This window comes from Halorhabdus salina (assembly GCF_013839425.1).
GTDB lineage: Archaea > Halobacteriota > Halobacteria > Halobacteriales > Haloarculaceae > Halorhabdus > Halorhabdus salina.
Genome location: NZ_JACDNP010000003.1, coordinates 63200 through 90182, shown reverse-complemented (window position 1 = coordinate 90182; position 26983 = coordinate 63200). Strand labels below are relative to the sequence as shown.

Here is a 26983-nt window from a genome sequence, read left to right as displayed (position 1 = left end):
CCCGACACGTCGGGCTTTTGCCCGCGAACCTCCTATAGAGGGTAATGGTCTCGAACGTCGCGCCGCACCTCGCGGAGTTAGAACCCGAGGATTTCCATCTACTCTCCGGGATCGAGCAGGGAATGCGCTTCTCGGAGTGGGTCGCCCGGGAAAAGCTCCCGGAATTTTCCCGGCTGACCGCAGAGGACGTCGATTACCGGTTAGACCGCTGTGAGGATCGTGACCTGGTCGAGCGCAAGACGATCCAGTACACAGGATTTCGACTTACATTCGAGGGGTACGACGCGCTGGCGTTGCATACCTTCGCCGAACGCGAAACGATCGAGGGAGTCGGGTCGAGCCTGGGCGTCGGCAAAGAAAGTGACGTCTACGAAGTCCGCTCCTACAAGCCACTAGCCCTGAAGTACCACCGCGAGGGATACACGAATTTCCGGGAAGTGATGCGTGAACGGGAGTATACCGCCGATCGCGAGCATGTTTCTTGGTTGTACACGGCGCGGAAAGCAGCCGAACGCGAGTACACCGCATTGGAGGACCTCTACCCTGGGGTAAGCGTGCCGAGACCGGTCGATCACAACCGTCACGCGATCATTATGGAACGGATGGACGGCGTCGAGCTCTCCCGGACCAAACTCGAACCGGGGCAAGTCCGTCCTGTACTGGACCTCATTCTCCAGGAAGTTGCCAGTGCCTACGAAGGCGGCTACGTCCACGCCGACATGAGTGAGTACAACGTCTTCGTCGGTGAGGACGGCGTGACGATATTCGACTGGCCACAGGCCGTCGAAACCGACCACGAGAACGCCGCGGAGTTATTGCAACGTGACGTCGAAAACATCATCGGGTACTTCGAGCGGAAATACCCCAGCCAGACCGACGATATCGACCCGTCCGCGTGCGCACGTGCGATCGAAAACGGGACGTTCGAGTCAGTAACTGCCTGAAAACGGCATTATATCCAGTGTCATTCCGGATTGATAGTTCTCGCGCGCAGTACCGATAAACTATATTTTGCTATATCAAATGCCAATCTGCAGTCGCAGTGACTAGCGTTTTTAGAAGTCGCGTTACTGGCCGACGAGGAGGTGACGAAGGACAGTCCCGAGTTGGCGGAGGTGATACCACGCAAGATCACGAGGCCCGGTTAGTTCCCGGAACGAGATGTCTACCGTCTCGATGCGGAGGTCCGCAGCCGTTGCGTCGAGTGCGACGACGCCACAGTCACAGACGGGACCAACAGTAACGTGAGGGAGCGCCGATGCCCTGATTGCCCACACGTCGGTCGAGGGGTCCGGGACGCCAGTTGTTCGAGTGACCAGCTTGTTCAACACCCACTCCGAAATCCGGTCGAGTTCCGATCGCGTTCCGAACACGATGTCCGCCTCACCATCAACAAGCGGGGCAACGACGTCAGCGACCTCCTCGGGATCGTACTCGCCGGTCGGTTCGAACATCGCGACGAGATCCCCGTCGACGTGGGCAAACCCCGTCCGGAGTGCATCGGCACGACCCTGTGGAGCGTCGTGGGAGACGACACTCGCGCCGGCAGCTTCGGCAGCAGCAGCCGTGGCGTCATCGGAGCCGTCGTCGACGACGAGCACATCGTAGGTCGCGACGAGCGTCGCGACGATCCCGCCGATTCGATCCGCTTCGTCTCGGGTCGGGACAACGACTGTGACCGATTCGTCCATAGTCGTGTTTCGGGTAAGCCGGAACTTGAGCCTGCGGGTATCGCCCGCGACGGGAGTTCGAAGCGCTTAAACGCCCAACAAGGGTACAATAGGTAACTCGCTGGTCTGCGGGCAGCCAGCGGGCACCTGTTCGACAGGTCGGAATGTGGCCGGACACCCGGCTGAACCATCCAACGCCCGCGGTGAAAGCATGGCACGAAGCTTCTATTCACACATCCGAGACGCCTGGAAAGACCCGGACGACGGCAAGCTGGCCGAACTCCAGTGGCAACGAATGCAAGAGTGGCGCGAACAAGGCGCCATCGAACGCGTCGAGCGACCGACGCGACTCGATCGAGCGCGCTCGCTCGGCTACAAAGCAAAACAGGGGATCGTCATCGCACGCGTCAGCGTCCGAAAGGGCAGCGCACGCAAGCAGCGACACAAAGCGGGTCGACGCTCGAAGCGACAGGGCGTCACGCGGATCACTCGCCGAAAGAACCTCCAGCGCGTGGCCGAAGAGCGCGCGACCAAGAAGTACCGCAACCTGCGCGTCCTCAACTCCTACTGGGTTGGCGAGGACGGCAGCCAGAAGTGGTTCGAATCGATTCTCGTCGACCCCGATCATCCGGCGATCGAGAACGACGACGACCTCAACTGGATTTGTGACGACACACAGACGGATCGTGCGCTTCGTGGCCTGACAAGCGCCGGACAGCGTAACCGTGGCCTGAACGTCCGCGGAAAGGGTGCCGAACACACGCGGCCGTCCAACAGCGGCGACAGCGGTCGCGCGAAGTAACGACGCGCCGATCTTTTCGGTTTAATTCGTCCAATAGCTGTGCCTCACGAGCAAGGGCTGAGAGGACGCGAAATCAAAAACACGGGAGCAGCGATCGGGAAAACGAAGGCGAAATTACCGAGCCGCAGCCGCGACGCGTTCTTTCTCTTCTTTCTGGTTGACAGCGTAGGTACCGACGTCGTTGTCAGCGGCACCCACAAGCTGCTGGGCGAGGGCCTCTTCGGCGTCAGTTGGCGTCTTGAACGAATCGTTGTAAACGCCTTCGGCGAGGAACTTCAGTGCCTGATCGACCCGGCGCTGGGGGGAAATGTCGACAGCTTTGGGCACCGAGATACCGCCGTATTTCAGGCGGACCGTCTCTTCTCGCGGGGCGCTGTTCTCGATCGCTCCAACGAGAATCTGGATCGGATTTTCGTCAGTCTGATTGTGCACAATCTCGAAGGCTTCCCGGACCATCCGAGTCGTCTGCTGTTTCTTGCCCGTGTTCTCGTCGGTCTGCATGAGACGGTTGATCAACCGCTCGACGATCGAGATTTCGGATTTCTGGAACTGCTTGGTGGCGTGACGGCCCATCGTGTGTGCGATCGGCGTGATCGTAATGTATCGTTCCGTCGACGGATCCAGATATTCGATCTCGTCGGTCGCCCAGCGACCGAACAGCTTCGCACCAGTCGTTCCCTCGGCGTCGTCGGCTTCGGAGTCAGACTCGGCACTCATGGTTATCGCACCGGTTTCTCGGCGTTACCGCGGACCAGTTCGATCATCGAGACGCCGTTTACTTTCTCGACTTTGTAGTTGACGCCCGAGAGGTCGCCCATCGCACGACCCTTCGCCCCGCCAATGCCGGCGATAGTGACTTCGTCGTGTTCGTCGATGAACGAGATGGCACCGTCACCGGGACAGAAGGCCGTAACCTGTTTACCGTTCTTGATGAGCTGGACCCGAACACACTTTCGGATTGCAGAGTTGGGCTGTTTGGCCTCGATACCGACTTTTTCGAGGACGATTCCACGACCCTGCGGTGCACCTTCGAGCGGATCGGACTTGGCGCCGAGCCCGCGTTCCCGGCGAGCGTAATCGGAGTCGGACCACCGGTGTTGCTGGCGGTCCTTCTTGAGTTTGCGTGCGGCGTACTTGCCGTTTGCCATAGTGACGGGAAGTACCCCGTGAAGCTACTTAAGCGTCTTCTTTCGAACCCAGAGTTATCAGCCGGCCAGGCCGTCGACTCGATACCGTGCCCCCACGGGTGTAGTTATCTCGATTGATACTGGTGGCGTAATGTTTAGGCAAATACTTCCCGAACTCAGTTGCAGATTACCCATATGAGTGATGGCTCGGGACTGTTGGCACGATTTGAACAGCTGTTACCGGATAGTATCAGACGACGGTATCTCCGAAAGTTTCTCCTCGTGGTAGTAGTTGTTGGCTTGGTTGTATTGAGCCTCGGGATCGTTACCCAACAAACGGTATCGGCAGAGCTTACCGAAAACCGGAACGATCAGTTGCGGGCTGCGACCGAGCGGACGGCAGACAACGTCCAACAGTGGCTCGAACAGAAACAGGGAAAAACGAACTCACTGTCGAAAGTCCCGGCGATAGCATCCGAAGAAACAGATGCAGGAATGGTAAACATCGCCCTGCAACGCGCAAAGCTGAACGGTGAAGAGAGTCTTGTCGCGGTTCACTACATCGATATTCCAAAGAGACAGATCCTCGATAGCACCACTGGTGGTCTCGAAAACACGTCACTTCAATCCCAAAACTTGCGGTGGGGGACAACTACGGGCGGGGAGGGGCTATTAGGGATCGATCGTGACAACGCAGGCACCAAAGAGATTTACACGGCCGACAATCGTTCGCTGATCGCGTTCTCCAGCCCGACACGGAGCTTCACGCACGGAGTGGTTATGGTCTACGATCTCGACGCCCGAAGCGAACAGTTCCGGAACGTCATCAAGGGCGGAACCACAGAAGTTGTCTCGACGTCAGGGTCGGTGATGATCCCCGCAAACGAGAGCCAGATCTTCGACCAGTACCCAGGCGGAGCCAACGCGACGGCGTTACAGCAAGGCGCAAATACGAGTGGGATCCTAAACCAAGGCGATGAATTGATCGCCTACGCGCCAGTCAATGGCACCGACTGGGTTGTCATCAAGAGCGTGCCGACCTCGAACGCGTACGCACTCAATAACACGATACAGACGTATCTCATCGGCCTCATCGGCACGGCACTGCTGGGCCTGGTCGTCCTCGCCGTCTACGTCGGCCGTGACGTCATTCCCCGGATCGCCACCGTGGGCGAACAGGCAGCTTCGATCGCCAAGGGAGACTTGGACATTTCCGTCAAAGACGAAGGGCGGATCGACGAGATCGGGCAAGTCAGAGACGCATTTCGGGAAACGACGGGCTATCTACGCACGGTTGCCTCACAGGCTGACGCCCTGGCCCGCCAGGATTTCGACGATCCGGCACTCGACGAACGAGTCCCGGGTGACCTCGGGGAATCGCTTGAGACGATGCAAGACGACCTCCAAGAATCCATCGAAGAGATCGAATCCGCCAGAGAGCAAGCCCAGGCCTCCAAACAGGAGGCCGAAGCCATGGCTCAGTCCCTGCAGCGACAGGCCGACGAATTCAGTACGGTCATGGCCGAGGCAGCTGACGGCGATCTCACCCAGCGCTTAGACGAGGATGTTGATGACGACGCGATGCGTGCGATCGCCGTTGGGGCCAACGAGATGCTCACAGAACTCGAACAAACGCTACAGGAGGTGCGTGCCTTCGCGGCGGATGTCGATTCGTCAGCCGAAGACGTCGCCGCGAGCGCCAGCGAAGTACGCCGGGTTAGCGAGGACGTCAGCGAATCGGTCCAGGATATCGCCGAGGGGGCAGATCGCCAAGACGAAACTGTCCAGAACGCTACCGACGAGCTGACCGATCTCAGCGCCGCTATCGAAGAGGTCGCCTCCTCGGCAGAGGGAGTCGCGCAGAAATCCCAACAGGCAGCCGACCTCGGCGAGACAGCGAGCGAATTCGGTTCAGACGCCCTCGGAGAAATGGATACCGTCGAGTCCCAGGCCGAGACGACGATCGATGAGGTCGAACGCCTCGAAAGCGCGATGACGGAGATCGGCGAGATCGCCGGCCTGATCGACGATATCGCCGACCAGACGAACATGCTCGCGCTGAACGCCTCGATCGAAGCCGCCCGGGCCGGCGAGGCCGGCGAGGGCTTTGCCGTCGTCGCCGACGAGATCAAGGGGCTGGCCCAGGAGACGGCCGAGGCGACCCAGGACATCGAGCAACGTATCGAGGAAGTCCAGGCGACGACCGACCACGTTGTCGGTGACATGCACGAAATGGGCGAGAGTGTCACCGACGGGATCGACGCCGTCGAGGATGCCGTCCAGCTCCTCGAGCAGCTCGTCGAACAAGTCGAGGATGCCGACACGGGCATCCAGTCGATCAACGACGCCACCGACGATCAGGCTGACTCCACGGAGCAAGTCGTCGCGATGATGGACGACGTGGGTTCGATCAGTGAACAGACCGCCCAAGAGGCCGAATCGGTCTCGGCGGCCGCCGAAGAGCAGACCGCTTCGATCACGGAAGTCAGCGAACAGATCCAGGCCCTCGCCGACCGCTCGAGTGGTCTCCGCGATGCTGTCGAACAGTTCACGCTAGAGGCGTCTGACCCCGAGTCCGACCCGGGAACGTCCGGGAAACAGGACACCGCAGCCGACGGCGGCGGACAGGACTGAGCGCCGGGTGACCTAGCACAGTCACAGTCCCAGGCCGGTGCTGTACTCCAGGGTCCCAAAGCCAGTCCCAAGGTTCGCGTCGGCGAGATTCGTGCCCTCAACGCGGCCGGCAAGTCCGGCCATGCGGAACATGTACTCGTTGTAGCTCCAGTGAGAAGATGCGCGGCCGCCCAGTCGCTCGCGTTCGAGCCAGTTGCGTGCGTGGCCGTAGGTCCGGGCGACGAAACGCACGTAATCGCCGTCGTCGTTCTCGACACGAACGTCGAAGTCCGGATGCTCACCGGTGTCAAGCAATGGTTCGACGGTGACGCGATCGAACTCGACGTGGCCACTCCCATCGCCCCAGTGCCAGAAGCCGGACTGTCTGAGCGGGATCGTCAGCCGTTCGAGACTGTTCGAGGCAAAGAATTTGTACCCCCGTCGCAACAGCTGTGGACCGACGAACGGAACCATCACGGAGAAGGACGTCCCGTCGGGGAAGATGGCCCAGATCCACTTCCAGGGGAACAACGGCACGTCAAAACACACGCGCTGGAAGTAACACGACCCGGACAGCGTCTCTTCGCCGTCGGGGAGGGCAAACGTCCCCTCGAAGTCCATCTGGCGCAACGCGACAACTTCGATGCCCCCCAGCGACGTGTCGATATTGACTGACTGCTGTGGCGCAGTCATCTTCGAATCGAGATCGGCCCAGGCCTCGAACTCCGCCTCGACGTCCTCACCGATAACAGTGGCTTCCAAACCGATCGGTCGATCCGAGAGCGCAGCCACCTCACTCCCGCGTCTGGTGCCGTCCTCGCGGTCTGCCCAGGCTTCGAGACGCTGCTCATCCTGGGAGAGCACTGCCTCGGCTGGCTGCGTGACGACGTGATCGTGCACCTGTTCGTCGTCACCGGCCCACCCGACAGTAGAGGCGTTGAATCGATCGACGCCGTCGGAAACAGGGCGATCTACGTCCATCCCCGGTGCCGGGAGATCGTTGACGCGACATTGCTCACCCACACAAGCAGCGACCGAGAACATAAGCTGTCTGGGACCGTACCCTGCCTCACCCTCGGGGAACAGCAGGAAGAACCACCACGAGGACGAACTCCAGTTCTGTCGCTCGGGATTCTGGGACCAAATTTTCTCGAAGACACGCTGGTGCTCGGCCATCGATCGGTCTGCAAACTCCTCTGTCATCGATCGTACGTGCCGATTGATTCCCTGGACAAAGCGTGCATCGGTTTCGACGCGGCTGTGGGAGACGTCAATCGCGCTCGACCACCCGAGGAGTAAGATATCAGTTCGTCCTATGCGCCCAGTTACGCCTCGGCCAGTTCGATATCGTCGATGTCGAAGTGGCGATCGGCGAGTTCCCGCACGAGTTCGATCTTCCGACCGTCCGTTCCGATCGCGATACCGAGATCACGCTCGTCGACATCGACTCTGGCGAGGCGGCCGTCCTCGCCCTCCTCGATCGTGACACCCTCGACTGCTGCTGGCGCAAACGCGTTTGCGAGAAACGCTTCTGCCGTCTCGGCGTCCTCGACGAGCGTGACATCCTGGCCGAGTCGCTGTTCGATGCGATCGACGGTCTCGCCGTCCCGACCGATCGCCCGGCCGATCTCGCCAGCTTTGACGACGAACACCACGCGGTCGGCGTCGTCGTCGAACAGGCAATCTCGAACGGTGACGTCAGCGACGTCTTCGGCGACGGCGATCGCGCGACGTTGCTCGTCGGACAGGGAGATAGTCATCCGTCAGTCGGCTGCGCCGCCGCCGGTGTGACTGCCCATCCGGAGGTCGACATCGCCAGTCCCGAGCTTGATCGGTTTCCCGACGATGACGTTCTCGGTGACGCCGTTGAGGTCGTCGATCTCGCCGTGGATCGCAGCGTCGAGCAGGTGTGAGACGGTAACCTCGAAGGCGGCCCGGGCCAGGACGGACTCCTTGCTGCCGGAAATGCCGTGGCGACCGATCGACTCGATGACGCCACGGTTGGTCATGATGTCCGCGACCAGCATGAGGTGGCGGATGTTCACGTCGTCTAGGCCCTGCTCTTCGAGCGTGTTCATCGTCTCGTTGATGATCGCGTTGCGGGCGGCCTCGACGCCGAGGTTACTGAAGATCTCGTGGATGTTGTTACAGGTCGTCCGGGAGGCATCGACGCCCTCGATACCAATGGCGTCGCCAAAGGCCGATCCCTCGGTGTAGAGGACGAACTCTTCGTTGCCGTCCTCAAGTTCTTCCTTGCGAATGACGACCCGGGAGACCTCTTCGATACCTTTGAAGACGATCTCCCGCAATTCTTCGACCAACTGGAGCAGATCGCGGTAGGACGGCTCTTCGGGGCCGAACTGGATGACCGTCTCCTTGCGGATCGTGTCGACGCCGAGCTGGCCTTCGATGGTGGTGGCGATTTCTTCGGCGACTTCCTCAACGCTATCGGCCGTCGGCCACCGCTCCTCGAGCGTCTCGGGGTTGAGGTCGACCTGGACAGCCATATCGGCGACGTTCGTCGAGACGTCACCGAGGGCGAGGATCCGCGTTGCCTCGATCTTCCAGACGACTTCGTGGGCCTTCTCACGCTCGGTCGCGTGCTCGCCGTCGAGATGGACCGTCATCATCGGCGTGTCGGGCTCCTTGCGAGCGTCGACCAGCTCGATGAGTCGAGGCAGCCCCTGCGTGACGTCGATCTCGGCGACACCGGCGTAGTGGAACGTGTTCATCGTCATCTGGGTGCCGGGTTCACCGATCGACTGCGCACTCACAGTCCCGACGGGGTCAAGCGGGTCGACCCGCGTGTCGATATACTGCGACTCGACAGCCTGGGCGATGTCGTTAGCGTGCTCAATAGAGACACCATCGCGGTCCTCGATCGTCTTGTAGACACGCGTCTTGAGTCGGCGCGGCAAGTTGGTGTCTTCGACGACCGCGCTGACGTCAGTGTCGACATGCTCGAAACGATCTATCGGATTGTATTCGGTGTATTCCCCGTTCATCAGTCATCACCCTCCGCGAGCCAGCGCTCGTCAGCGTGTTCAGAGAGGTTCGTCGGCAAGGCCTCCCGTTCGAGGAACTCCGCCTTTGCCGCGTCGTCGTCGAATTCAGCATCGATGATCCGGTCGGCGATCGATTCGACGTCGATGTCGAAGTCCTCACTGGAGGAGACATCCACGGGCGAGGTGCCGTCTTCGCCGAATTCGAACTGCACGACAGTGTCGCTGGTGTCCCGGACCGTGCCGTCGTACTGGGTCTCTAGTTCCGAGAGGGCGTTGATGAGTCGGCGCTGGAGATACCCGGATTTGGAGGTCCGGACTGCCGTGTCGACCAGCCCTTCCCGGCCACCCATGGCGTGGAAGAAGAACTCCTTGGGGTCTAGGCCCTCACGATAGGAGTGCTCGACGAAGCCATGCGCGTCCGCCGAGAGGTCGTTCGGTTTGAAGTGACTGAGCGTCCGATCCTCGTACCCGCGGTTGATCCGCTCACCGCGGACTGCCTGCTGGCCGACACAGCCGGCCATCTGGGTCAGGTTGAGCATCGACCCACGCGCCCCGGAGTCGGCCATCACGACGGCCGGGTTGTCCTCGGCGAAGTGGTCTTCGGCGATGTCACCCGCGCTGTCACGGGCCTGGCCCAGCGTCTGCATGATCTTCATCTCCAGGGTCTCATCGACCGTACGGCCTGGCAGCGATTCGAGATCGCCGGCTTCGTAGGTCGCGATCAGTTCCTGGACGCGCTCGTAGGCATTGTCGATGGCCTCGTCGACCTGTTCGGCCGCGTTCGGCGGGATCGACTCGTCGTCGATCCCGATCGAGAACCCGAAGTGCATGATCGTCCGCACCGCGAGCGTCGAGACCTCGTTGATGAAGATCCGGGCGCGCGTCTTGTCGTATCTTTTCGCGATGGAATCGACGACGTTCCCGCCGAAGGCACCGACGGAGCTGTCGTCGATCGTCCCTTCGACGAGTTGGCCGTCCTCGATGACGACGTCGTCGCCGGCCTCGCTCGTGAATTCGAGGTTCAGATCGTCCGGGAGCAGTTCCGAGAAGATAGAACGCCCGGTCCAGTAGGCCTCGCCGTTTTCCTCTCCATCAGGATCAGGCAGCGCGTCGACGTTCGTCGCCCGCAACAGGTCCAGGGCCTGGGTCTCGTTGAACGTCGGGTTCTGATGGGTCAGGAGATACATCGAGGTGACGTGGTCCTGAATCGCGCCGACGATGTTCTCACCAAAGCGCGGGGAAAGCATCTGCTCTTGCACCCGCATGAGGACGCGGGCCTCCGCACGGGCCTCCTCGTTCTGGAGGGCGTGCATGTTCATCTCGTCGCCGTCGAAGTCCGCGTTGTACGGCGGACAAACCGTCGTGTTCAGCCGGAATGTCTTGTATGGCATCACGACGACCTCGTGGGCCATGATCGACATCCGGTGGAGACTCGGCTGGCGATTGAAGATGATGATGTCGCCGTCGACCAGATGTCGGGCGACTTCCCAGCCGGCTTCGACCTTTTCTGCGAGTTCCTCGCAGTTCTTCTCGGTCACTTTCAGCCGTCGGCCGTCGGGCCGGCGAACGTAGTTGGCGCCGGGATGGGCCTCCGGTCCGTTGGCGACGTACCGGCGCGCGTCCTCGAGGTTGCGCTCGTTGACGTTCATCGTCTGGGTCATCTCACTGGCGACCCGATCGGGCACCCCGACCTCGTTGAGCGAAAGGGTCGGGTCCGGCGAGATGACGGTCCGGGCCGAGAAGTTGACGCGTTTCCCGGACAGGGACCCACGGAAGCGTCCCTCCTTTCCTTTCAGGCGCTGGGAGAGCGTCTTCAGCGGGCGGCCCGAACGGTGGCGGGCTGGCGGGGTCCCACTGATCTCGTTGTCCATGAACGTGGTGACGTGGTACTGCAGCAGTTCCCAGAGGTCCTCGATGATCAGCTGGGGCGCACCGGCCTCGCGGTTCTCCATGAACCGCTGATTGATCCGAATGATGTCGACCAGCTTGTGGGTGAGGTCATCTTCGCTTCGCTGACCGTTATCGAGCGTGATCGACGGTCGCGCGGTCACCGGTGGGACCGGCAACACGGTGAGGATCATCCACTCCGGCCGAGAGCGTTCGGGGTTGATCCCGATGGCTTCGATGTCCTCGTCGGGAATCTCCTCGAACCAGTCCCGGATGTCGCTCGGCATCAACTTGTCCATGTCCTCATCGAGCAGGTACGACGACGCACTCTCGATGTCCAGTTGCTCGCCGAGATGCTCCTCCAGGTCATTGAATCGGGAAAGCGCCTTGCCGATCTGTTGCAACGCATCGATATCGTTGCGATCGGGCCGATAGGTGCCAGAGAGCAGTTCCCGGATCCGGCCGGCCTCGAAGGCATCGTCGATGGCTTCGGCGAGTTCGTCGGGCGTGACGGGTTCGCCCTCCGGCGGGTCCATCGCCATGCTGAGGCGCTCCTCGATCTCCGGGTGAGGGACCTCGATGATCTCGTAGTAGGTCGTCGGTTTCTCGTGTTTGACGTCGAACTGCTCGGCCCCACAGTAGGGACACCGGCTGGCCGAGCGAGCCTGCCGGATGGCCGACTTCAGCACGTCGTCTAAGTCGTTGCCCAGTTCCGCCGTGCGACGGAGTTCCTGGCGGAAGTCGCGTTTCTTCTCCTCGGCGGCGGCCTCGGCGGCCGCGAGATCGACATTGCCATCGCCGTCGGTGAACTTCGAGGCGTCGACCGCGGTCAGGCGCGAACACTCCCGGCAGGTGCCTCGCAGGAGTCGCCGGATGAGTTTCGAGAAGCCGACGTGGATGACGGGCGCGGCGAGTTCGATGTGGCCGAAGTGGCCGTTACAGGCTCCGGAGTGTTTCCCGCACGTCTTACACTCCAGACCGGGGTCGATCACACCGAGTCGCGGGTCCATCAGCCCCATGTCGATGGGGAACCCGTCGTCGTCGTAGGTGTCGGCCGTGATGACCTTCGTGGCACTCATGTCCCGATACTCCTCTGGGTCCATCAGCCCGAAGCTGATCTTGCCGATCGACTTGGGTGATTGTCCTGTCGACATGTTAGACTGCGTCCTCCAGTTCGATCCGCGGCGCGATGCCCAACGCCTTCATCTCGTCTAAGAGGAGTTTGAACGCGTAACTCATCTCGACCTCGTGGACATCGGTCTCCTCATCGCAGTTGGGACAGTAGACGCGGCGTTGATCGACGTTCTCGACGGCGGTCATGCCACACTGCCCACAGACGTTGATCCACTCCTGGTCTGACTCATCGAGCAAGCGCTCCTTGAGCGTCAAGGCGGCACCGTGCCCGATGAAGACGTCCCGTTCCATCTCCCCGATACGGAGCCCACCCTCGCGGGCACGCCCCTCGGTCGGCTGGCGGGTGAGCACCTGCACGGGCCCACGGGAGCGGGCGTGGATCTTGTTCGAGACCATGTGGTAGAGTTTCTGGTAGAAAATGGTCCCGACGAAGATCTCGGCCTCGATCTTCTCGCCCGTAATCCCGGAGTACATGACCTCCTTCCCGGAGGACTTGAAGCCGTGGTCCTCCAGGGATCCACGGAGTTCCTCCTCGTCCTCGCCGGTGAAGGCAGTCCCGTCGACGCGCCGGCCTTCCAAGGCCCCGACCTTCCCGCCGATCATCTCCAGGATGTGTCCGACGGTCATCCGAGATGGCAGTGCGTGGGGGTTCAGAATGAGGTCGGGAACGACACCCTCCTCGGTGAAGGGCATGTCTTCCTGGGGGGCAAGGTGGCCGACGACACCCTTCTGGCCGTGTCGCGAGGCGAACTTGTCCCCGAGTTCGGGGATTCGCTCGTCGCGCACCTTGACCTTCGAGAGTTTCGAGCCGTCCTCACCCTCCATGAGAGTGACCGTGTCGACGACCCCACTCTCACCGGATCGCATCGTCACGGACGTCTCGCGGCGCTTCTGCGGGCTGAGCCCGCCCATGTCGTCCGGTTCTTCGAGGAACCGCGGCGGCGAGGTCTTCCCCAGCAGGACGGCGTTCTCGCCGACCTTCGTCTCGGGATTGACCAGTCCGTCCTCGTCGAGATGGGTGTAGGCGTCCTCGCCGCGGGCGCCCCTGACTTCCTCGTCCGGAATCTCGAAGCGATCCTCCTGACCGCCCGGATAGCGTCGTTCCTCACCTTCGTAGGTCCGGAAGAAGTGTGACCGAGAGAGGGCACGTTCGACCGACCCCTGGTTCATCACGAGTGCGTCCTCGATGTTGAACCCCTCATAGGACATGACCGCGACCGTGAAATTCTGGGCCGCGGGCCGGTCGTCGTAGCCGATCTGTTCGGTCGTCTGGGTCTTGACCATCGACAGCTGCGGGTAGTGCAGCAAGTGCTGGCGCGTGTCCGGGCGAACCCGGTAGTTTGCGCTTGGCAGCCCCAGACTCTGCTTGATCATCCCCGAACCCATCGTAATCCGCGGGCTGGCGTTATGCTCGGGGTAGGGAATCATCCCCGCCCCGATCCCGAAGATGAGTTGCGGGTCGACTTCGAGATGGGTATGGTCCTCAGTGAGTTCGTCCTTGTCGACTGCGACGAGGATATTCTCTTCCTCTTCGGCGTCGATGAACTCGACGTAGCCCCGATCGACGAGGTCCTCAAAGGAAAGGTCGCCATCCTTGACCGCCTCGACCTCCTCATCGGAGACGAGTGGCTCACCGTCACGAATGACCAGCAGTGGGCGGCGTGCCCGGCCGGCGTCGGCGTTGATGATGACCTCGTCGGTGCGGTCTTTCACCGAGACGTTGACCATCTCGCTGACTTCGCCGCGGCGGCGAGCTTCGCGGACCTGGTTTGCGAGCTGTTCCGGTTCGGGATGGGTCCCGACGAGACTTCCGTTGACGTAGACTTTGGCTTCGCGTCCCTGACTCATATTAATCGTCGGCGGGCTGTTGTGCGGCGGTTTCGATCGCGGGGATGCCCTGTACCCCCATCTCTGCGAGCGACTGTTTGAGATCGCGTTCGTCCTCGACGTGCTGGGAGAGTTCCATCGCCTGCGCGAAGTTCTTCACCAGCCCACAGTTCGGCCCTTCCGGCGTCTCGGAGGGACAGATTCGGCCCCACTGGGTGGCGTGCAGGTCACGCGCTTCGAAGTGCGGTTGGGACCGGCTGAGTGGCGACCGCAAGCGGCGCAGGTGGGAAAGCACACCCATGTAGTCGGTTCGGTCGACCAACTGGGAGACACCGGAGCGACCGCCGACCCAGTTGCCCGTCGCCAGCGGGTGTTCGAGCCGTTCGGTCAGCACGTCCGACCGGACGACTGTCGACACTGAAAGCTGGCGGTTACGCATGTTTGCGCGTTCGAGCTGGTATTTGACGTCTCGTGCCAGCTTGTTCAGCGCCGTCCGGAAGAGGTCCCGCATCAGGTCTCCCGAGACCTTCAGGCGCTTGTTGGCGTAGTGGTCCTTGTCGTCGCTCTCCCGGCGATCCAGGGCGAGTTCGAAACACGCCTCGGCCATCCGGCAGAGGTAGTAGGCCTTGTTGATCCGAACCTCCTCCTCCTCGACGCCCTCCTCGTGGAGGTGTGGCAGCAGGTACCGATCGATAACGTAGTTGGCCCGCTTGAGCTGGTAGTTCTTACCCTGGCCCGAGGCGACACGTTTGCCAAGCGTCTCGATGGCCCCTTCCTGGGACTGGACCTCTGCAGCCTCCAGGTTTTCGAGCATGAACTTCACGACCTCGGGATCGTCGCTGACGCGGTGGACGATCTCCTCGTCGCTCTCTAAGCCGAGTGCGCGAACGAGCGTGACGAAGTTGATCGAGCCCGAGACACTCGGGAAGGACACTTCGAGCAAGCCGTCTCGCGTCCGTTCGGTCAACACCAGCGCACGGTACCCCCGGCGCTGACTGAACGTCTTGGCAACCTGAATTTCGTCGCCATATTTGGTGTCGTACTCGGCGAGGATCTTGTTTGGGGCGAGGTCCTCGCTGGTCATCAGGACCCGCTCGGAGCCGTTGACGATGAAGTAGCCACCGGGGTCAGCGGGGTCCTCACCGATATCGATGAGTTCCTCGTCGGTGAAGCCGGCGATGTTACACTTCTCAGAGCCGACCATGATCGGCATCCGGCCGACCTTGGTTTCGGTCTGGTCGACGACCCGCTCTTCCTCCTCTTCGCCGCCCTTGACGATGGCCATCTCCATGAAGACGGGCGCGGAGTAGGTGATGTTCCTGAGGCGTGCCTCCTGGGGGTAGAGCAGTTCCTCACTGCCGTCGGCCTCACGGACGCGCGGCGTGAGGATACGCACATCTCCGAGTTCGACCCAGACAGGCTCTTCGCCCTCTTTGTCACCGATATCGGTGTCGATGGTCGCCTTCTCGTCGACGACCTCCTGCATGCCCCGGTCGAGGAAGGCGTTGAACGACCGGAAGTGGTGTTCGGCGAGTCGGTCCCTCGAGAAGTATTCCCTTGATATGGCGCGATGATCTTCCGTATCCATGTTATTCTACGACGAGTCGGTACACCACTGCGGTGTCGGTTGTTCGTGAATCCCGGACGACCTCGATCACGTCGCCGACTTCCGCCTCGTTAGGCAAGGCCGGGTCGGCGCGTTTGATCTTCGGCAGGTCGGTCCGTTTGATATCATACTCCGCGAGCACGTCCTCGAGTTCGTCATCTTCGAGGATGGTGTGTTCCGGAACGAGTTCGTGTTGGGTTACGTCTACCATGTGTGTGATGTCTGGTGTGGCGGGCTGGAGAAGGTTGTTGTCACGAGATACTACAGAGGGTTATCAGCGGAGGGCATATAACGCTTATCAAAACCTCGGCAGTGGCTGTCGGCGTGTGGGCGTTCAGTACCAGCACGTATGCCGACTTCAGGTAAATGTGTTCTGGTCGGATACCCCCTGGCAGTTCACTCAATTCGAAGTTAGCGATCGACACCGCTCGTCGTGGGAGCCAATCGGCACGCACTACGTCAATCATCACCACGTGAAGGACCGACAGTCCGGGTCTGTTTGGAAAGCCTTAATATTAGCACCCGGATACGATAGGATGCAGCAAGCCCGGATGGTGTAGTGGCCCATCATACGACCCTGTCACGGTCGTGACGCGGGTTCAAATCCCGCTCCGGGCGTACTTTTGCCGAACTCAACCCACAAGCGAGGCGTCTCGTCGCCGAGCGACTCGAGTTCGGCAAATACCCCGCGAGGGATTTGAACTCTAGAAGACGCAGCGCGAACGGAGTGAGCGACCGTCTTCCTCCGGTTCACAATCCTGAGAGACGCCACGGCGTCTCTCGACCTTCGAAAACGCTCGCGTTTGCTCAGTCCCGGAAGACGCGATCGTCTTCCGACCTTCGCGAATCCGACGGATTCGCTCAGTCTCGCTTCGGGCGTCTTCTACTGCGAACAATTTCCGACGAGCACCGCGTAGCGTGTGCTCGTCTTCGTGAGCGTCGAAACGCAAAGCGGGATTTGAATCACGCAACGCGAATGCAATAGCGTTACTCGATCGGGTAAACGGCGTCACTCCCACAGTCGGGACAGGTCTCGTAGTCAGTGAAAAATTCCGACTCGCAGTCCCCACAGCGATGGGTTGGCTCGCTGGCGTTGTCGGACGCGCCCTGCTTGAAGGACTCGACTTTGCGCCCGAGGTTTTCGAACAGTCCCACAGGCGCACAACGCGGGCGAGCACGAAAAGCGTGGCCCCCACGAGTCGATGGACGAGCTATCTTTAGGCAGCGAGAGAATCCCGCCGTTTCACGGCGGGTGTGAATCGCGTCACTCAACTACGCAATCTATCGTTCAATAGCAAACTGGATATTCAACGCCAATCCGAGCCATTAAGTAGGTATATCTATATAGGCTATGTATGGCGATTGAGGTCACGCGCACCTACGTTGGTTCCATCCAGAACCACCGGCAGGTCAAGAGTGATCTCGATTCGCTCGGAGACTCCGCCTCGAAAATCTGGAATGTCGCACGATGGACAGCCGACCGCGTATGGGATGCAACTGACGAAATTCCAAACGAGAGTGTGCTAAAGTCGTATATGAAGAATCAAGCGTGCTGGAAAGACCTGAACGCCCAATCCAGTCAGAAAGTCATCGAAGAACTTTCCGACGCTTTCCAGTCGTGGTTCGACCTGCGACACAAGGACGACGAGGCGAATCCGCCCGGCTTCTTCTCACGGGCGCGAAGCGCCCGTTCGAATGGTACGTGAGACCTCGGTCTCACGCTAACCGCAAGCACGGCGACACCCGACCGCGTTCGACGGTCACGTTCAAAGCAGACGGGTTCGAACACGATCCCGAGAACAACCGCGTCCGACTCAGCAAGGGGTCAAACCTCAAAGAATACTGGTCGGACTTCATCCTCTGCGAGTACCAGACTCGGCCGGACGTTGACCTCGGTGATGTCAACACGGTTCAGAACGTTCGTGCTGTCTGGAACGGCGACGAGTGGCAACTGCACTTCGTCTGTAAAGTCGAGCTCGAAACAAACGACTCAGTAGGCGACGAAGTGGCAGGAATCGACCTCGGCATCACAAACATCGCCACGGTTGCATTCCCTGACGAGTACGTCCTGTACCCCGGCAACTCGCTCAAGCAGGACAAGCACTACTTCACGCGAGCCGAGTACGACACGGAAGGTGAGAACGGCCCCTCGGAGAAGTCACTGTGGGCACGCCAGAAACTCGCTAATCGTGAGACGCACTTCTACCACACGCTCACGGACGCCATTATCACGGAGTGTGTCGAACGCGGTGTTGGCACGCTCGCGGTGAGTTGGCCTGAAGACGTGCGTGAGGCTGACTGGGGGAAGACCGGGAACAAAAAGTTGCACTCGTGGGCGTTCGACCGCATCTACCAGTACCTCGCATACAAAGGCAAGATGCGTGGTGTTGAGGTGCTGAAGGAGAACGAGTGGGACACCTCGAAGACGTGTTCACGGTGTGGCGATAGCACAAAGTCGAACCGTGTCGAGCGTGGTCTGTACGTCTGCTCGTCGTGTGAGTTGGTAGCCAACGCGGATTGTAACGGGGCGGAGAATATGCGCCAGAAGATAACTCCGAGTCCTCACGGCAAGGATAGGAGTAACGGCTGTGTGGCACAGCCATCGACATATCTGTTCGACCGCGAGAGCGGGACGTTCACGACAAGAGAACAGGTCGTGTCGTAGACCAGCAAATATCCCAACTGCGGGACGGGAAGCCCCGTCGTCGTCGGGCTACGCCCGACTGCCTGAGGGAGCGAAGCTCCCTCTCCGTTTACGACGGGGAGGATGTCACAGCGCCAGCAACGTCGAGATGCGTGCGTTTTCCTTCAGCCGGATGCCCTCACCACCTACCGAGAAGGGGACTGGATCCAGGTCGGTGACACGGAGCGAGGGGTGGAACGCCCCGGCCGTCCTGACGGCGTCACGGGTCTGCAGCCAGTACGACTGGTCAGTTGTGGTGAGAGACTCGTTGAACGCCAGCAGGTACTGGCCCGAATCGAGATGATACCACTCGTAGTCGTCGTCGCTGTGGCGACGTGTCGTCTGGACCGCGCGCAAGTCGGGGGCTTCGAGTTCGCCGCCGCCGAAGTCAACGCGGCCAGGGGCCGTGACTTCGGAGACGTCGGCCAGCGTGAGATCGAGACCGGGGCCCTCAGTCTGGGTCGGTTCGTAGACGATGCCGTCGACAACGTCAGTCAGATTCGAGGACATCAACTGGTAGTGACAGGCCCGACCGACAACAACGTTCGTCTCGGTTGGCTCGCGGGGTCACTCGGCGTCACTGGCGACGAGTGCTTGCAACTCGTCAAGCGTCGGTCCGTCGTAGGTGTCTTCGAGCAAGGCGACAAGCACGGCGACCCCCAGCGCACGGCGCATCGCGGGACTGAGATCGGTGTCCGGCGATACCCCGGCTTCGAGGGCTTCGAGTGCGTCGTCGTCGACGTCGAGCACGTCCGACAGCGCAAGTCTCTCGACGTTGGCCAGGTGCGAGAAGTCCTCGATCGCGGCGATCAGCTCCGTCTGAAGCTGCTCGTGATAGGCGGTCGATGGATCCAGTGGTCGCGCCCCGTGGCGCACGCCCTGGAGGTACTGAATCGAGGTCCGTTCGAGAAAGCCGTCCCGATTGTCCCCCTCGAAGACGAGTCGCTCACCACACCGATCACAGTACCGTGCCCCCGCCTCGGCATCGGCCCCGCAATACGGACACTCACTCATACAGCGGGGTTGTTCCCAACCGGCCTACTGTCTTTCGGCGCACTGTGGCCTCGCTCTCGAGGGGGCTCGATACCGGACACCGCGCCCCCCAGGCAGACATGAACCGTTCCGGCAACCGCTCCCGGCGGGAAGGGTTTAGTGACAGGGCCCAAAGAAGCGGCTATGGACCAGCCGGACGATTCCGGAGAGTTACCGGGGTTGCTCGTCGAGGAGTACCTCGAACGGGAAGCGGGCGTACACGCGTTGCTCGACGATCTCGAACGGCAGGCCCTGGAGGGCGAGCACGAGGCCATTCGGGACCGCATCCGACGACTCGCCGAGGAGAACCGGAGCGTCTTCTTCACTGTCGCGCTAAGCCTGACCGGCTCGGCACAGTTCTTTGGCGACGTCGAGGCACAGCTGGACGTGACCGCAGCCGACCGGTTACGGGACCTGGCCGACACCTATCCGTCCTTAGCGGAGCCGTTCAGCATCGTCCGGAACGAACAGGCTCGCGACCGCCAAAACCCCGTCACCGGCCTGGAAACGACGACGAGCTACCACGCCGAAGAGGCGCTGCCGCTGATTCGCTATACCGTCAAGTCAGGCGAAGTCGACCTCTATGAGGGCTGTGAGTCACCGGAGGAAGTACTCGAAGTTGGTACACAGTTCGTCCGTTCGACGACCGACGCCCTCGAGGCCGCAATGGACGACGATTTCTCGGTCAATACCGAGGAACTGAGCAACCTCATCGACCGCCGCGAGGAACTGGAGTCCGAACTCGATCGCCTGCGGAGCCAGATCGACGAATTGCGACGCCGGCCGGTCGGCGACGAGTGAGCGAGAGCGGTCGGCAGCCTCCTACAGGGCTTCGAGCAACCGATCCACGTCTTCCTCCGTGTTGTACGCGTGGACGGACGCCCGAACCGCCCCGGCGGGGAAGGGCAACGACCGGACAATCACCCCTGCCTCGGCCAGTCGCTCCACCGTCGTCTCGGGGTCGTCTGTCTCGAAGGTGACCAGTCCCGACTCGTACTCGCGGGGACTGATGAGTCGATCGCCCAGACCCGCCTTCAGACGGTCGGTCAGCCGCTCGATCCTGGCCTGGACGGTGTCCATGCCGATCGATTCCAGCAGATCGATCGACGCGGCGAGGCCGACGTGCGGGGCCGGCGAGGTCGTCCCGAGTTCGAACCGGGCGGCACCCGACTTGTACTCATAGGGTGAACCAGTAGGCTCCTCGACGCCGCGATACCCGATCCGTCGTGGGGTGAGCGTGTCGATCGCGTCGGGCGCGACGTAAAGGAAGCCGGCACCCCACGGACCAAGGAGCCACTTGTGGCCCGAGCCAGCGACGAAGTCCGCGCCCCAGGATTCGAGATCGACCGGGCGCTGACCGGGCGACTGAACGGCGTCAATCAGGACCCGCGCGCCGGCGTCGTGGGCGATTTCGACCGCCTCCTCAACCGGGAGTTGGGTGCCGTGACTCCAGGAGATCGAACTCATCGCGAGCAAGCGCGCATCCGCGACAGCGTCCCGAAGGACGTCCAGATCGAGACGGCCATCGGTGGTCTCGAGAGTGCGTACCTCGACGCCATGGAGATCGGCCATGCGGTCAAACGGGAGCACGCCAGCCGGGTGTTCAAGGTCGGTCCGGACGATCACGTCGCCAGGCACCCAGTCGATCGAAGACGCGACCACTGAGATCCCCTCTGCGGTGCTTCCCGTGAGTCCGATCGTCTCGGGCGACGTGCCCAGAAACCCGGCGATTGTCTCGCGGACGGCCTCGTAGGAGTCCCAGGCGTGCGGGTACATGCCCTCCTCGACGGGGGCCTCGAAATTGTGATACTCGAGCCAGTCTGTCATCGCCTCGACGACCGGGCGTGGGGCAGGACTGCTCGCACCGGTGTTCAGATACGCAACCTCGCTCATAACGGGCATTGCCGCGCGAAGATCCTCCGGATTCATACGAAAACGGAGGATCGGGAGGCACGTGAACCCCGCGGCCGGCGAGGGAGCGAGCCGGCGACGGTGACCGCTACCCGACGAGGATACTGACGACCAGCGTGCCCAGTCCGACGGCGAGGAGTGCGCCAGCCAGGTGTGCCGTCGCATTGGCGAGCGCGCGACGGCGACGCCCGTCTTCGTAGAGGCGAACGGTCTCGAAGGCGAACGTCGAGAACGTCGTGAACGCGCCACAGAAACCAGTACCAAGCGCCAGCGCGACCGGATCGTCGAGCGGCGCGGCCACGATCGCCCCGAGCAGGAAGCTTCCGAAGACGTTGACCGCGAAGGTGTCCCCGCCCTCGCGTTCGACCCGCTGGCCGACGGCGTGACGGGCGAGTGCGCCCGCGATCCCGCCGAAACCGACCAGTACGGCGGGATTCATGCTACCAGCCCCCTGGAGACGGCCCGACCGGCGAGGACGCCAGCGATGCCGAGTGCGTAGTTAGCGAGGATGTTCCCGACAGCCCACGTCGGCGAGAGCGCGGCCGTCTGGACGGCGAACGTGCTGTAGGTGGTGAACGACGAGAGAAAGCCGGTCCCGACCAGCAGCCGGGTTTCCGTCGAGAGCAGGTCGGCCAGACGCGCCTCGTAGAGGACGATCCCGAGGCCGAAACTCCCGAGAGCGTTGGCTGCGAGCGTTCCGAGGACGACGTTGGGCAGTCCAGACGAAAGTGCGTACCGCAAGATTGCCCCAGCGAACCCACCGACGGCGATCAAGACGAGTGGTTCAGCCCGTTTGAGGGGGTGGGGCTGGCCCGGTTCCATCAGTGGCAATTTCGAGTCAGCACACTCGTGGGTTTCGATGCGACGACGCGTCGATCTGATCCCCTGGAACCGCCAGAAACGCAGAAGGCAGGGATCGATACGCGATTACGCCGACTCGGCGTTCTGTTCCCGAAGTCTGACGTACGCTTCTGTGATGGTGGCAATCGAGAAGACGCCGACGATACTGGAGACGACCACACTGACGAGGGATCCAGCAGTGCCGGGAACGATGCCCGGGAAGAGTAGGATGACAAATCCAATGAGGAACAACACGACAGCCAATCCAAATAACATCCAGCGGTTGCCCTTCGTGAGTTTCCAGGTGCCCGAGAGGGCCGCCATCGGCCCCTTATTGGCAATGGCAATCTCCTGGCGGAAAAACAGCGTCCCGACGTAAATGAAGATCCCGGGGATGGCTGCCAGCACCAGTCCCAGTCCGATCGCGATGTGCAACACTGTCCCACCGAGAAAACCATATAGCGTCGCCATCGTCAGTCGACGCGTCGCGAGGTCGCGTGGGATCCCATCGAGCGCACCGTCGGCAAAGGCTCTAACAGCGACGATATTGACCGCTTCGCCCAGCAATGCGAGCGCGAAGATGGCGACGACGATTACGGGAAGCGAGACGTCGAGGGTCAGTCCCATCGCATCGATCGTCCGCTCGAGTTCGGTCAGCGCCGTCTGTACCTGCGGGTCGGCCAGATCGAAATTCTCACGCAGGTACGACAGCATCGTTTCGCTGACTGTCAGCTGAATCGACTGCCAGAGAACGGTACTCACGATGCCAACAGCGGAGATGAGAACCACGAGTTGGGCCCCGGTCCGGGACAGCAATCCGTCGAGACCATCCGCCAGTAGCGACCCGATATCCAGCGACTTGGGTTGCTCTAGGTCGACGTCGGGGTCAGCCGTTGGGCGGTCTTCGTCCATCAGTCACGCCCCGCAACGATCGCAGCTGTTTCCGCTCGATGGCCCCTCTCGACGACTGCGTAACGTCGAAGTCCAACGATAGATCGCACCATTACTTGAGGGTTCGCCCAGCCACCACAAAAATCCACGTCAATCGAGGGCGTGCGTCGAGGCGGTCGGAAGATGCCGACAACTCCGCCCCGGACACACACGACGGACTCACTACCCGTCCCAGTCGATCCAGTCTTGCTCCCAGCCGGTCCGTGACTGGGCCGCCTGACGAGCGCGTTCTTCATCCTCACGGTGCATCCGATTGCGCTCGATGGCACCGACCTGTTCGCCCTCGACGAGCATCGGCCGGAACGCCACAGCCCCACACTCCTCGACGACCTCGCCATCTTCGAGGACGGTCAGCGTCTGCTCACGGGCCCCAAGTGGCATGACCAGTCGCCCGTCGGGGGCAAGTTGGTCGAGGAGGGTCTGTGGCGGCTCGACGGCCGCCGCTTCGAGGAGAATACGATCGTACGGAGCGTACTCGGGAAGGCCGTCGGCCCCATCCCGGCAGTCGACGAGTACCGACGCATAGCCCGCGTTCGCCAGGTTCCCTCGCGCCTCGTAGACGACCTGCCGGGTGATGTCGACCGCCTGGACGTTGCGGGAACCGACGATCGCAGCCGCGACCGCTGGCGTGTAGCCGACGCCGGCACCGACGAGCAACACCGAATCGTCCGGCTCTATGGCTGCGGCCTCGAACAACCTGGCGACCGTCGAGGGTGCGAGGACGCGTGTCCCCACGCGTTCGGTCTCCCGGTCGGCGTAGGCCGCCCGCTCGTCGTCGAAAAAGGCATGTCTCGGTACGGCGTTCATCGCCGTCGCGACAGTCTCGCTGTCGAGGACACCACGGCTCTCGTGGCGGAGTCCATCGATCATATCCTCACGCAACACCGCGGGATCCATTGGGCCGGGTTACGCGTCCACCCTAATGAACGCCGCGTTCGCCGGTGGTCCGTGCCCGAAAGTCACGGCGACTCCTCGCTACCCTGCATCTGGACGAACCGGACGCCACCGACGTCCTCGCGCTCCGTCGATCCGTCCGGATGCTTGCTGACCCGGACCAGTCGCTGTGATCGCGTGCCGATCGGCCCGAGAAAGACGCCACCGGGCCGGAGTTGGTCGAGTACAGTCGCCGGGACCTCCGTGGCAGCACAGGTGAGATAGGCACGGTCGTACGGTACGTGTTCTGGCCAGCCTGCGTGACCGTCACCGACGCGGATCGACACGTCGCCGTAGCCCAGGTCGGCCAGGCGCTGCCGGGCCTGTTCGGCAAGTGTGGCGTGATATTCGACGCTGTAGACGTGCTCGGCCCCGACGACTTCAGCGGTGACGGCCGCGTGATAGCCACACCCGGTCCCGATCTCAAGGACGTCCAGCCCGGGTTCGAGGTCGAGGCGATCGACCATGATGGCGACCATGTGCGGCGCGCTGATGGTCTGGCCCTCGCCGATCGACAGCGGCCGGTCGGCGTAGGCCGCTCGACGAGTCGCCTGGGGCACGAATTCGTGTCGCGGCACGGCCGAAAGCGCGTCCAGCGCGCGGTCGCTCACCCGATCGCGCTCACGGAGGCCGTCGAGCAGGGCTTGCCGTCGCTGTCGCCAGTCCTCATCCCCACCGTCGGCGGCCGGGGTATCGTCCCGGTCGGTACCCCACCAGCGAGCCATCCTTACCACGCCGACCAGGCGTCGCTTTCCTCGTCCCGGAGGTAGAGCCGGTTGACGTCCTTGGCGGGGGCGCTGTCCCGGTCGTGATCGAGTTTCTCGTAATCGTAGCCGCGAGCGTCATCCCGGAGATGAATCCCCTCGATGGTATAGGTGAAGTCACCCAGTTCGTCGGTCTCGCCGACGACGAACTCGTAGTCGCCGGGGACGTGCAGCGTCTCACTTCGCGTCTCGTCACGGGCCCCCGATTTGGGGTGGATCGTCGCGTTGACGCTGACGTTGCCCACCGCGCGCGTCCAGATCGTCTGGACATCCTCGACGGGAGCCTCCTCGACGCGTCCTTGGGCGAGTTCGAGGCTGGTGATTCGGACGGTCATGATCGCCTCCTCGGTCTCTAAGACGAACTCCTCGCCCACCGCCAGAGTCTCATCGGCGGGCGGTTCGGCCGTCCCCGTGAACGACTCGCCATCCTGTGAGACGACGACATCGCGTTGGACCGTCTTGGGCTCTGGGAGAGTCGTCTTATGCACGTGGTCACACTCGGTACACCGAACCGTTGCCTGCCCGCCGTCGTTGAGAACGTCATGGACCGTCTCCAGATCGGGCGAACAGGCCGGACAGGGAAGCCCCACCCGCTGTGTTGAGTCTGTCATGGCTGACGGTACTCGACGCGAACGTAAAAGAACGCCGTCGGAGCGACGCGGTCGAAGCGGGTCCAGCGTGGGCTTCAGGGACTCGGCAGTGTGATCTCCTCGCCGTCGACGGAGACTGTCGGGTTCCGGAGGATGCCATCGAGGTGGATCGGTGCCTCGGTATCGCCGCCAAAGCCCGCGTCGTCGCCGATCGCGAAGTGGACCGTCCCACCGGCCTTCTCGTCGAGTAGTACCGACCCGACCAGTTGACGGACGCCGACGTTAGTGCCGATGCCGAACTCCGCGAGGTTGTAGGCGTCCTGGCCGACCGACTCAGCAGCTTCCTCGACCTGCCCGCGGATCGTCTCGTCGTCGATCTCGGTGACGTAACCGTCTTCGACCTCGATGTGAACTGCCTGATCATCGCTGAGTCGTCCGTGTGGTGCCATCGTCCCCGTCACAACGATGGTTCCAGTCACAGTCTCTGGGCTGATGAACACCTCGCCGGCTGGCAAGTTCGACATCACCCCCGCGTCGTGGACGATCCCCGTGTCGAGTTGCCACTCTCGATCACCTGGCTGGAGCCTGATGTCAGTGCCCTGATCAGACGTGACCCGAATCTCAGCGGCGTCAGCGACCCGATCGTACATGGTTTCGCTGTGATCCTGAATCTCGCCATAGTCGACGTTCAGTCCGGTCGTGAACACGTCGTCAGTGATCCCTGGCAGCGTCGCTACCCGGGCGCCAGCCTCGTTGGCCTCGGTCCGGGCCCGCGTATGGCTCAGGCTCTTGGTCGTCGGGGCGAGAACGACGTCGGCACTCGCCATCGCCGTGGCGACCGTTTCGGGGGGCTCAGCTCCGTGCTGCTCACCGGGTGGGTACTGGAGGATCATCGCGTCGTCTGTCGTCTCGCTGGCAACCGCGTACAGCGCCTCGGCGATCGGACGGCGCTGGTCGTCGGTGACAATCAAGCAGGATTCGTCGGTGTCGAGACCGAGACACTGCTGGATTGCCGTTTCCGCTGGCCGTCGAAAATCAGTATCTCTCATGGCAAGGGGTACGCGGGCGAACAATTAGTGTCTTCGGCCCCAACGGAGTTCGAATGCGTCGGTCGAGCCAGTTGTCGTCTGGATGACGAGCGTCGCGGGCGGATTTGGCGCTGCCGGGATCGGCACGCCGCTGGGATTGAGTTGAACCGTCCCGTCGGTTCCGTTTTTCGCGTGCTCGCTCGTGGGTGTGCCCACAGAGGGCAGTCCTACGAGCCAGTGTCGACGAGCGCGTCGATGAGAGGCTCGCTGGTACCGTGATAGACGGCAAACTCGATATCGTCAAACGCCAACTGACCCATTTCGTCCAGGTACGTGCCGGATACACGCACCGTGTCCGCGATGACGCCGATCTGTATACGACATCCAGATACGACAAGGCGCCCGAAAACGAGTGGTGGGCAGATCGGACGGATGTCTTCTCCGACCCAAGCCACGACCCGTGCCTCGACAAATAGAGCGAGGCCCATACCGAGCCCCTCACAAAGCTGGCTACCTGTAGCAATCACAGGAGCATAACAGTCGTCGTGAATACGGCAATTTCATTCACGGGATTTGTAAC

General features: G+C 61.9%; 27 protein-coding genes, 1 tRNA gene and 1 pseudogene. 6 read left to right on the top strand and 23 right to left on the bottom strand.

Annotated elements, in window-relative coordinates; all coding sequences use genetic code 11:
* Nucleotides 1-44 precede the first annotated feature (44 nt).
* Nucleotides 45-944: a serine/threonine-protein kinase RIO2 gene (locus tag HZR20_RS05025; protein ID WP_181685502.1), complete on the top strand. Its 900-nt coding sequence runs from the start codon at nt 45-47 to the stop codon at nt 942-944.
* A 123-nt stretch (nt 945-1067) separates the two neighbouring features.
* On the opposite strand, the gene HZR20_RS05020 is transcribed toward HZR20_RS05025, so the two are convergent.
* Nucleotides 1068-1691, bottom strand: coding sequence for a glycosyltransferase (locus HZR20_RS05020; RefSeq protein ID WP_181685501.1), 624 nt, complete (start codon nt 1689-1691; stop codon nt 1068-1070).
* A gap of 190 nt (nt 1692-1881) precedes the next feature.
* Here HZR20_RS05020 and HZR20_RS05015 point away from each other — a divergent pair, with 190 nt between their 5' ends.
* On the top strand, nt 1882-2472 hold the full coding sequence (locus tag HZR20_RS05015; protein ID WP_181685500.1) for a 50S ribosomal protein L15e: 591 nt from the start codon (nt 1882-1884) through the stop codon (nt 2470-2472).
* 114 nt (nt 2473-2586) lie between these two features.
* On the opposite strand, the gene HZR20_RS05010 is transcribed toward HZR20_RS05015, so the two are convergent.
* Nucleotides 2587-3189: a 30S ribosomal protein S7 gene (locus HZR20_RS05010; protein ID WP_181685499.1), complete on the bottom strand. Its 603-nt coding sequence runs from the start codon at nt 3187-3189 to the stop codon at nt 2587-2589.
* Between the two features lie 2 nt (nt 3190-3191).
* A complete protein-coding gene (locus HZR20_RS05005) occupies nt 3192-3620 on the bottom strand; it encodes a 30S ribosomal protein S12 (RefSeq protein ID WP_154551123.1) in 429 nt (142 codons plus the stop codon).
* A gap of 288 nt (nt 3621-3908) precedes the next feature.
* Between HZR20_RS05005 and HZR20_RS05000 the strand changes: the two genes are divergently transcribed.
* Entirely contained in the window at nt 3909-6233 is a 2325-nt protein-coding gene (locus HZR20_RS05000; protein WP_181685498.1) for a methyl-accepting chemotaxis protein, read from the top strand.
* 21 nt (nt 6234-6254) lie between these two features.
* On the opposite strand, the gene HZR20_RS04995 is transcribed toward HZR20_RS05000, so the two are convergent.
* From HZR20_RS04995 to HZR20_RS04965, 7 genes are all read right to left on the bottom strand, one after another.
* A complete protein-coding gene (locus HZR20_RS04995; RefSeq protein WP_181685497.1) occupies nt 6255-7415 on the bottom strand; it encodes a hypothetical protein in 1161 nt (386 codons plus the stop codon).
* Nucleotides 7416-7537: 122 nt separating this feature from the next.
* Nucleotides 7538-7972 carry a NusA-like transcription termination signal-binding factor gene (locus HZR20_RS04990; protein WP_181685496.1) on the bottom strand — a complete coding sequence of 145 codons (435 nt, stop codon included), beginning with the start codon at nt 7970-7972 and terminating at the stop codon, nt 7538-7540.
* A gap of 3 nt (nt 7973-7975) precedes the next feature.
* Nucleotides 7976-9217 carry a DNA-directed RNA polymerase subunit A'' gene (gene rpoA2, locus HZR20_RS04985; protein ID WP_181685495.1) on the bottom strand — a complete coding sequence of 414 codons (1242 nt, stop codon included), beginning with the start codon at nt 9215-9217 and terminating at the stop codon, nt 7976-7978.
* The gene (locus HZR20_RS04980; RefSeq protein WP_181685494.1) at nt 9217-12258 is read right to left on the bottom strand and encodes a DNA-directed RNA polymerase subunit A'; all 3042 of its coding nucleotides are present in this window, start codon (nt 12256-12258) and stop codon (nt 9217-9219) included. Before HZR20_RS04980 ends, rpoA2 begins: the two co-directional genes overlap by 1 nt.
* A 1-nt stretch (nt 12259) precedes the next feature.
* Nucleotides 12260-14086 carry a DNA-directed RNA polymerase subunit B gene (gene rpoB / locus HZR20_RS04975; RefSeq protein ID WP_181685493.1) on the bottom strand — a complete coding sequence of 609 codons (1827 nt, stop codon included), beginning with the start codon at nt 14084-14086 and terminating at the stop codon, nt 12260-12262.
* A 1-nt stretch (nt 14087) separates the two neighbouring features.
* On the bottom strand, nt 14088-15653 hold the full coding sequence (locus tag HZR20_RS04970; protein WP_181685492.1) for a DNA-directed RNA polymerase subunit B'': 1566 nt from the start codon (nt 15651-15653) through the stop codon (nt 14088-14090).
* A gap of 1 nt (nt 15654) precedes the next feature.
* Nucleotides 15655-15882: a DNA-directed RNA polymerase subunit H gene (locus HZR20_RS04965; RefSeq protein WP_181685491.1), complete on the bottom strand. Its 228-nt coding sequence runs from the start codon at nt 15880-15882 to the stop codon at nt 15655-15657.
* A gap of 334 nt (nt 15883-16216) precedes the next feature.
* On the opposite strand from HZR20_RS04965, the gene HZR20_RS04960 reads away from it, so the two are divergent.
* Nucleotides 16217-16289, top strand: a tRNA-Asp gene (locus HZR20_RS04960).
* 369 nt (nt 16290-16658) lie between these two features.
* Here HZR20_RS04960 and HZR20_RS04955 read toward each other — a convergent pair.
* Nucleotides 16659-16826: a hypothetical protein gene (locus tag HZR20_RS04955; protein ID WP_181685490.1), complete on the bottom strand. Its 168-nt coding sequence runs from the start codon at nt 16824-16826 to the stop codon at nt 16659-16661.
* A 200-nt stretch (nt 16827-17026) separates the two neighbouring features.
* Here HZR20_RS04955 and HZR20_RS04950 point away from each other — a divergent pair.
* A pseudogene (locus HZR20_RS04950) lies at nt 17027-18336 on the top strand (RNA-guided endonuclease TnpB family protein).
* 105 nt (nt 18337-18441) lie between these two features.
* Here HZR20_RS04950 and HZR20_RS04945 read toward each other — a convergent pair.
* Both HZR20_RS04945 and HZR20_RS04940 read right to left on the bottom strand, forming a co-directional pair.
* Entirely contained in the window at nt 18442-18864 is a 423-nt protein-coding gene (locus HZR20_RS04945; RefSeq protein WP_181685489.1) for a dCTP deaminase, read from the bottom strand.
* 57 nt (nt 18865-18921) lie between these two features.
* Nucleotides 18922-19368, bottom strand: a complete 447-nt coding sequence (locus HZR20_RS04940) for a zinc ribbon domain-containing protein (protein WP_181685488.1) — start codon at nt 19366-19368, stop codon at nt 18922-18924.
* Between the two features lie 162 nt (nt 19369-19530).
* Here HZR20_RS04940 and HZR20_RS04935 point away from each other — a divergent pair, with 162 nt between their 5' ends.
* Nucleotides 19531-20187, top strand: a complete 657-nt coding sequence (locus HZR20_RS04935) for a hypothetical protein (protein WP_181685487.1) — start codon at nt 19531-19533, stop codon at nt 20185-20187.
* A gap of 21 nt (nt 20188-20208) precedes the next feature.
* Here the strand turns inward: HZR20_RS04935 and HZR20_RS04930 are convergent, their stop codons facing one another.
* The 10 genes from HZR20_RS04930 to HZR20_RS14475 all read right to left on the bottom strand — a co-directional run bounded on the left by HZR20_RS04930 (nt 20209) and on the right by HZR20_RS14475 (nt 26753).
* The gene (locus HZR20_RS04930) at nt 20209-21315 is read right to left on the bottom strand and encodes an aminotransferase class V-fold PLP-dependent enzyme (protein WP_181685486.1); all 1107 of its coding nucleotides are present in this window, start codon (nt 21313-21315) and stop codon (nt 20209-20211) included.
* A gap of 70 nt (nt 21316-21385) precedes the next feature.
* Nucleotides 21386-21736: a fluoride efflux transporter FluC gene (locus HZR20_RS04925; RefSeq protein WP_181685485.1), complete on the bottom strand. Its 351-nt coding sequence runs from the start codon at nt 21734-21736 to the stop codon at nt 21386-21388.
* The gene (gene crcB, locus HZR20_RS04920) at nt 21733-22119 is read right to left on the bottom strand and encodes a fluoride efflux transporter CrcB (protein ID WP_181685484.1); all 387 of its coding nucleotides are present in this window, start codon (nt 22117-22119) and stop codon (nt 21733-21735) included. Before crcB ends, HZR20_RS04925 begins: the two co-directional genes overlap by 4 nt.
* Before the next feature lie 105 nt (nt 22120-22224).
* Nucleotides 22225-23049, bottom strand: a complete 825-nt coding sequence (locus tag HZR20_RS04915) for a hypothetical protein (RefSeq protein WP_181685483.1) — start codon at nt 23047-23049, stop codon at nt 22225-22227.
* 201 nt (nt 23050-23250) lie between these two features.
* Entirely contained in the window at nt 23251-23985 is a 735-nt protein-coding gene (locus tag HZR20_RS04910) for a protein-L-isoaspartate O-methyltransferase family protein (RefSeq protein ID WP_181685482.1), read from the bottom strand.
* 62 nt (nt 23986-24047) lie between these two features.
* Nucleotides 24048-24746: a protein-L-isoaspartate(D-aspartate) O-methyltransferase gene (locus HZR20_RS04905; protein WP_181685481.1), complete on the bottom strand. Its 699-nt coding sequence runs from the start codon at nt 24744-24746 to the stop codon at nt 24048-24050.
* 2 nt (nt 24747-24748) lie between these two features.
* Complete coding sequence (locus tag HZR20_RS04900) at nt 24749-25396, bottom strand: HVO_0476 family zinc finger protein (protein ID WP_181685480.1); 648 nt, start codon at nt 25394-25396, stop codon at nt 24749-24751.
* A gap of 74 nt (nt 25397-25470) precedes the next feature.
* Nucleotides 25471-26424 carry an aminopeptidase gene (locus tag HZR20_RS04895; RefSeq protein WP_181685479.1) on the bottom strand — a complete coding sequence of 318 codons (954 nt, stop codon included), beginning with the start codon at nt 26422-26424 and terminating at the stop codon, nt 25471-25473.
* A gap of 24 nt (nt 26425-26448) precedes the next feature.
* The gene (locus HZR20_RS04890; RefSeq protein ID WP_181685478.1) at nt 26449-26619 is read right to left on the bottom strand and encodes a hypothetical protein; all 171 of its coding nucleotides are present in this window, start codon (nt 26617-26619) and stop codon (nt 26449-26451) included.
* A gap of 11 nt (nt 26620-26630) precedes the next feature.
* On the bottom strand, nt 26631-26753 hold the full coding sequence (locus HZR20_RS14475; RefSeq protein ID WP_258560359.1) for a hypothetical protein: 123 nt from the start codon (nt 26751-26753) through the stop codon (nt 26631-26633).
* Nucleotides 26754-26983 lie beyond the last annotated feature (230 nt).